Genomic DNA, 6,474 nt, shown 5'->3' on the forward strand with positions numbered 1-6,474 from the left:
GGCTCCCGGGGGAGCCGGGGACCCCGCCCGGTCAGCGCATCGGGAACGCCACGTCGCACACCTCGTCGTCCGGCCCGGCGGCGGCGAAGTCGGCGAAGTAGACCTCGCGCGGCGACCCCGCGATCGCGTGGCCGTTCCCCTCCAGCCACGCGGCGACCGCGTCGAACGCCGACAGGACCTGCGGGAACACCACGTGCGCCTTCGGCAGGCGCGCGTACGCCTCGCGGTGCGCCTCCTCCACGCGGTGCGCCGCCGTCACCGCCGCCTCGCCCGGCGCGATCGGGAAGCACAGCTCGACCGGTCCGTCGCTGTCCTCGTTGACCTCGCCGTGGTAGACGACGTACGGCGCGCCCGCCGCGCCACCGTACGGCGCCGCCGCCTCCTCCGCCCGGCTCATCGCCGCGCCGATCCACCCCACCAGCTCCGGCTGCCGCAGGTGCCGCTGCTCGGTGAGCACGACCTGCGCCGCCACGTCCCGCTGACTGATCTCGTACATGTCCGACAACCCCTCGCCTCCGGTCAACACGACGCGGAGGTGCGCGGCGAGCCCGCGCTGCACGGCCACCCGGTGCTCGACCCCGTCCCAGTACTCGGCGACCAGGTCGGACCGGCGGTCCCCGGGCGCGGCCACGATCGTGGCCACCACGGCCAGCGGCATGTCCAGCCGCCGCAGCAGGGCCACCAGGCGCGCCTGCGCCAACTGGTCCTCGGCGTACCGCCGGTAGCCGTTGGCCGGGTCGACCGACGCCGGTCGGAGCAGCCCTTGCCGCTCGTAGAGCCGCAGCGCCTTCACCGACAGCCGCGAACGCCGGGAGAACTCCCCGATGCCCAACGGCCGCGTCCCCGGCGTGCCCGTCCCGGGCGTGTCCGTCCCCGGCGTGCTCGTCCCCGGCGTGCTCGTCCCCGACAGCCGCGTCCCCGGCAGCTTCGCCACCCGCACATCCTCCACGCCGGAGACCGTGCCGACTGCCCCTGGGGCCGGGTCAAGCCCCGCCCCGCGACTCGTCGGACCGGGGGCGGCGCGGCGCGCCGGCGCCTACTGCCGGTAGCCCTCCACGGTGCCGGGGGAGCGGGGCTCGGCCCCGTCCGGGTCCAGGCCCGCCGCGCGGCGGGCGCGGCGCTGGCGCAGGAGGTCCCACGTCTGGTCGAGGGCGACTTCGAGGTCGCGCAGCCGGCGGGCGTCACCGTCGCTCAGGCCCTCGCCGACGCGCGAGCCCTCCAGCCGGTGCTCCTCGTCCACCAGTGCGGTGATGCGCGCGACGAGTTCTTCGTCAGTCACGTCTCCTCCTCCATCCGGACCAAGATCGGGGTACCTCTCGCCCAACGGCCGAAACACGACGTCCACCGCACGGGCGGACGGTGGTGGGAATGACCGGTCGGCGGGTGTGCAACGGGCCGGTTGTGCCCCATCCTCCGATCACCCTGCCTAGGAGGAAACACCGTGAAGTCGACAAGACGTTCACTGCTGGCACTGGCCACGGCCGGTGTCGTCGGGCTGGCGGTCGTCACCGCCGGCCCCACGACCGCGGGCCCCGCACCCGGGGTCACCGAGGCCCAGGCGCAGTCCCAGGGCGCGCCCACCTACGTCTACAAGGTCCACGCCCCGCTCGGGAAGGCCGCCCAGGACCTGCTCGGGCGCGGCTTCGACGTGCTGGAGGACCGCGACGGCGAGCACCTGTTCGTCCTCGGCGACCCCACCACCGGGGCGAGCCTGAAGACGGCCGGGTTCAGCGCCGTGGTCGACGAGGTGCTGCCGGCCCCGCAGTGGCAGCCGCCGGCGAAGAAGTCGCAGTCGCCCACCTTCGAGGCCGCCGACATCAACGAGACCTACTACGGCGGCTACCGCACGATCAACGCCCACTGGTCGCACCTGGACCTGGTCGCCCAGAACCACCCGGCGCTGACCTCGGTCGTCGACTACGGCGACTCGTGGAAGAAGACGCAGGGCGCGGGCGGCTACGACCTGCGCGCCGTCTGCATCACCAAGAAGAACGCGGGCGACTGCGCGCTGAGCCCCACCGCGCCCAAGCCGCGGTTCTTCGTGATGGGCCAGCTGCACGCCCGCGAGCTGACCACCGGTGACGTGGCGTGGCGGTGGATCGACCACCTGACCCAGGGCTACGGCACGGACGCCGAGGTCACCGCGCTGCTCGACACCACCGAGGTGTGGGTGGTGCCGATCGCCAACCCCGACGGCGTGAACATCGTGCAGCAGGGCGGCAACTCGCCGCGCTACCAGCGCAAGAACGCGAACACCACGAACGGGTCGGGCTGCTCGGGCACGTCGTCGTCGCAGATCGGCGTCGACCTCAACCGCAACACCGACTCCCACTGGGGCGGCGAGGGCACGTCGTCCAACCCGTGCGACCAGACCTACAAGGGGCCGAGCGCGAACTCCGAGGTCGAGACGCGGGCGTTGCAGGCGCTGTGGCGCAACCTGTACCGGGACCGGCGCGGCACGGGCGTCACCGACGCGGCCCCGACCGACACCACCGGCGTGGTCGTCTCCATGCACAGCTACTCGAACCTGGTGCTGTTCCCGTGGGGCTGGACGACCCAGTACAAGACGGGCAACGACGCCCCGCTGCGCACGATGGCGCGCGAGCTGGCCGGCCTGGCCGGCGGCTGGCAGTACGGGCAGCCGGGCGAGGTGCTCTACAACGCGGCGGGCGCGACCGACGACTGGGTGTACGACGACCTGGGCGTCGCCTCGTTCGTGTGGGAGATCGGTCCGTCGTCGGGCACCTGCTCGGGCTTCTTCCCGGCCTACTCGTGCCAGGCGTCGACCTTCTGGCCGAAGGTCAAGCCGATGCTGATGTACTCGGCGAAGAAGGCGACCGCCCCGTACGGCGGCACCCCGCCCACCGGCTGCGCGAAGGCCACCAACGACGTCGACGTGGCCATCCCGGACAACGGCGCGGCCGTGACCAGCACCATCACCGTCGCCGGGTGCACGGGCAACGCCTCGTCCACCTCGCAGGTGGAGGTGCACGCCGTGCACACCTACCGCGGTGACCTGGTGATCGACCTCGTCGCGCCGGACGGCACGTCGTACCGGCTGAAGTCGTCCAACAGCGACTCCGGCGACAACATCGACACCACCTACACGGCGAACGTCTCCGCCGAGGCGCGCAACGGCAACTGGCAGCTGCGCGTGCAGGACGTCTACTCGGCCGACACCGGTTACCTGAATTCGTGGAGCCTCACCCTGTAGGGCTCCCACGAGGTTCACCGGATTCGCGGGGAACGCACCGGGAGGGCCTGCGGTCGACCAGGCCGAGCGGGTCCGAGGTGACGCACGAGGCGTCGGGGGTGGTCGTGGCCCGCGCCACGGCGTTGCCGCCGAGCACCAGCGCGCCGGTCCGGGAACGCCGAAGGGCCCCTGCGGGGGGAGAGAAACCGCAGGGGCCCTTCGGGTGCCGCTCGCGAGGGCGGCTCCGGGGTGTTACTTCAGGCCGTTGCTGATCGCGGTGATCAGCTCGCCGTTGGAGGTGTCGCCGTCGAGCGACCAGAAGAACGCGCCGCCGAGGCCCTGGCTCTTGGACCAGGACATCTTGCCGCCGATGGTGGCGGGGGTGTCGTAGCTCCACCAGTTGTTGCCGCAGAACGCGTACGCGGTGCCCGCGACGGTGCCGGTGGCCGGGCAGGTGTTCTTCAGGACCTTGTAGTCCTCGATGCCCGCCTCGTACGTGCCGGGGGCCGCGCCGGTCGCCGTGCCGCCGGGGGCGGCCTGGGTGACGCCGGTCCAGCCGCGGCCGTAGAAGCCGATGCCGAGCAGCAGCTTGGCCGCCGGGACGCCCTTGCTCTTGAGCTTCTGGATCGCCGCGTCGGAGTTGAAGCCCTGCTGCGGGATGCCGGTGTAGGAGGTGAGCGGGGAGTGCGGGGCCGTCGGGCCCTGGGCGTTGAACGCGCCGAAGTAGTCGTAGGTCATGACGTTGTACCAGTCGAGGTACTGCGAGGCGCCGCCGTAGTCGGCCGCGTCGATCTTGCCGCCGTTGGAGCCGTCCGCCGTGATGGCGGCGGTGACCAGGTAGTTGGCGCCGAAGCGGGTGCGCAGGGCCTGCGAGACCGTCTTCATCGAGCTGAAGCCGGAGGTGTCGCAGGTCAGGCCGCAGGCGTTCGGGTACTCCCAGTCGATGTCGATGCCGTCGAACACGTCCGCCCAGCGCGGGTCCTCGACGAGCTTGTAGCAGGACTCGGCGAACGCGGCCGGGTTCTGCGCGGCCTGGCCGAAGCCGCCGGACCAGGTCCAGCCGCCGAACGACCACAGCACCTTGATGTGCGGGTACATCTTCTTCAGCTTGCGGAGCTGGTTGAACGACCCGCGCAGGGCGCCGGTGTCCCAGGTGTCCGCGACGCCGTCGACGGAGTTCGCGGCGGTGTAGGCCATGTCGTGGTCGGCGTAGGCGTCACCGATGGTGCACTGGCCGTTCTGCACGTTGCCGAACGCGTAGTTGATGTGCGTCAGCTTCGCGGCCGAGCCGGAGGTGTGGATGTTCTTCACGAAGTACTGGCGGCCGTAGACGCCCCACTGGGTGAAGTAGCCCAGGTTCTTCTTGCCGCCGGGCTGCTGGGTGCCGGTGGTCGTGGTGGTGGTCGGACCCGTGGTGGTGGTCGTCGTGGTCGTCGTCGTGGTGGTGGTGGTCGTGGTGGTCGTCGTCGGGTTGGTCCCGCCGGCGTCGCACGACGCGCCGTTCAGCTTGCAGTTGGTCGGGGCGGAGTACGCGCCCGAGTAGGTCACGTTGAAGCCGAAGCTCACCGAGCCGCCGACGCCCACGCTGCCGTTCCAGGTCGGCTTCACGGTGACGTGCTGGCCGCTGGTGGTCTGGCTGCCGTCCCAGACGGAGGTGACCTTGGCGCCGGAGGGGAGGTCGAACTCGACCGTCCAGGTGCTCAGGGAGGCACTGGAGCCGTTGCGGATCGTGTACTTGCCCTCGTACCCGGTGCCCCAGTCCGAGCCCTTCGTGAAGGTCGCGGAGACACCGCCCGCGCCGCTCGCGGCCGGGGCGACGACCAGGCCCACCGCCAACGTGGCGACCGCTACGGCCGCCGCTGTGACATGCCATCGGATCTTGGACATCGTGCTCCTCGTCAGGAAAGGAGTGCAGGGTGGATGTCACCATGTGGTTCAGACCACTTCACGGTCAAGGTCTAGACCATTGCCGTCACTCGAACGGAGTAGTCCCGGCGGCTTCGGAATCGGTTCCGCGGGCCGCTGACCACTAAGGGTGGATGAGCCTAAAGTCGCCGGCCGCCGTCCACCAGGGGGTGACGCCGGCGCACGTCCGCGTGGCCAGACTCGGTGTCCTCGACGTCGAGAGGGAGGACACGTTGATGGGCAAGAGGGGAATCGCCCTGGCGACCGCCGTGGGGATGGCGGTCGCGGGGCTGGGGGCGACGGGGCTCGCGGGGACGGCGGTCGCGGCCCCGACCGGCGACCGCGTCGACCGCGGGGTGGTCCAGCGGTCGGTCGAGCTGATGGCGGGCACCGGCGCGCAGGGCGTCCAGGTGCGGGTGACCGACGGCCGGCGGCAGTTCACCGCGCGGGCCGGCACGGCGGAGGTCGGCTCGCCGCGCCCCGTGCCGCTCGACGGCCGGTTCCGGGTCGGCAGCATCACCAAGACGTTCGTGTCGACCGTGGTGCTCCAGCTGGTCGGCGAGGGCCGCGTCGGGCTGGACGAGCCGGTGTCCCGCCACCTGCCGGGCCTGCTGCCCGACGGCGACCGGATCACCGTGCGCCACGTGCTCCAGCACACCAGCGGGCTCTACAACTACACCGACGCGCTGCCGAACGACCCGGAGGGCTACGAGCCCATCCGGTACCGGACGTGGGCGCCGGCCGAGCTGGTCGCCCTGTCCACCTCGAAGCCGCTCGACTTCCAACCGGGCACGGGCTGGAACTACTCCAACACCAACTACGTCGTCGCGGGCCTGCTGGTGGAGAAGGTCACCGGCAGGCCGTACGGGGAGGCCGTGGAGCGCCGCGTCCTGCGCCCGCTGGGCCTGCGCGACACGTACGCGCCGGGTGCCGCGGTCGACATCAGGGGGCCGCACGCGCACGGCTACCAGCGCCTGCGCGGCGAGGTGGACGACATCACCAGGATCAACCCGTCGGTCGCGCACGCGGCGGGCGGGATGATCTCCACGACCGCCGACCTCGACCGGTTCGCCGAGGCGCTCCTGGAGGGCCGCCTCCTGCGCCCCGCGCAGCAGGCGGAGCTGACGGCGCTGACCCCGGTGTCCACCGAGTACGGCCTGGGCGTCGAGAGGTCGACGCTGCCGTGCGGCGCGGAGGTCTGGGGCCACGGCGGCGGCATCCCCGGCTACTCCAGCCTGGTGGTCGGCACGGCGAACGCGAAGACCCGCCTGACCGTGTCCCTGACCTCGGCGCCGGACCCGGGCGAGGTGAACGGGTTCCAGGAGCTGCTGAACGAGGTGTTCTGCTGACCGGGGTGCTCTGCCCGACCGGGGTGT

General features: G+C 71.9%; 5 protein-coding genes. 2 read left to right on the plus strand and 3 right to left on the minus strand.

The features are described from left to right. Positions 1–31 precede the first annotated feature (31 nt). Both ACR807_RS29285 and ACR807_RS29290 read right to left on the minus strand, forming a co-directional pair. Complete coding sequence (locus ACR807_RS29285; protein ID WP_438924676.1) at positions 32–949, minus strand: MerR family transcriptional regulator; 918 nt, start codon at positions 947–949, stop codon at positions 32–34. A gap of 87 nt (positions 950–1,036) precedes the next feature. Further along, a complete protein-coding gene (locus tag ACR807_RS29290) occupies positions 1,037–1,279 on the minus strand; it encodes a DUF2630 family protein (RefSeq protein ID WP_438924677.1) in 243 nt (80 codons plus the stop codon). Between the two features lie 162 nt (positions 1,280–1,441). Here ACR807_RS29290 and ACR807_RS29295 point away from each other — a divergent pair, with 162 nt between their 5' ends. Next, positions 1,442–3,214, plus strand: coding sequence for a M14 family zinc carboxypeptidase (locus ACR807_RS29295; protein ID WP_438924678.1), 1,773 nt, complete (start codon positions 1,442–1,444; stop codon positions 3,212–3,214). 231 nt (positions 3,215–3,445) lie between these two features. Here ACR807_RS29295 and ACR807_RS29300 read toward each other — a convergent pair whose 3' ends face one another. Next, the gene (locus tag ACR807_RS29300; protein WP_438924679.1) at positions 3,446–5,080 is read right to left on the minus strand and encodes a glycosyl hydrolase family 18 protein; all 1,635 of its coding nucleotides are present in this window, start codon (positions 5,078–5,080) and stop codon (positions 3,446–3,448) included. Between the two features lie 254 nt (positions 5,081–5,334). Between ACR807_RS29300 and ACR807_RS29305 the strand changes: the two genes are divergently transcribed. Then, complete coding sequence (locus tag ACR807_RS29305) at positions 5,335–6,447, plus strand: serine hydrolase domain-containing protein (RefSeq protein WP_438924680.1); 1,113 nt, start codon at positions 5,335–5,337, stop codon at positions 6,445–6,447. The last annotated feature ends 27 nt before the right edge of the window (positions 6,448–6,474 follow it).

The sequence above is a fragment of the Saccharothrix sabaoui genome (assembly GCF_051756985.1).
GTDB lineage: Bacteria > Actinomycetota > Actinomycetes > Mycobacteriales > Pseudonocardiaceae > Actinosynnema.

Coding starts and splice junctions, on each gene's coding strand:
- ACR807_RS29305 (WP_438924680.1), top strand. CDS start 5,335: ATGGGCAAGAGGGGAATCGCCCTGGCGACCGCCGTGGGGATGGCGGTC.
- ACR807_RS29300 (WP_438924679.1), bottom strand. CDS start 5,080: ATGTCCAAGATCCGATGGCATGTCACAGCGGCGGCCGTAGCGGTCGCC.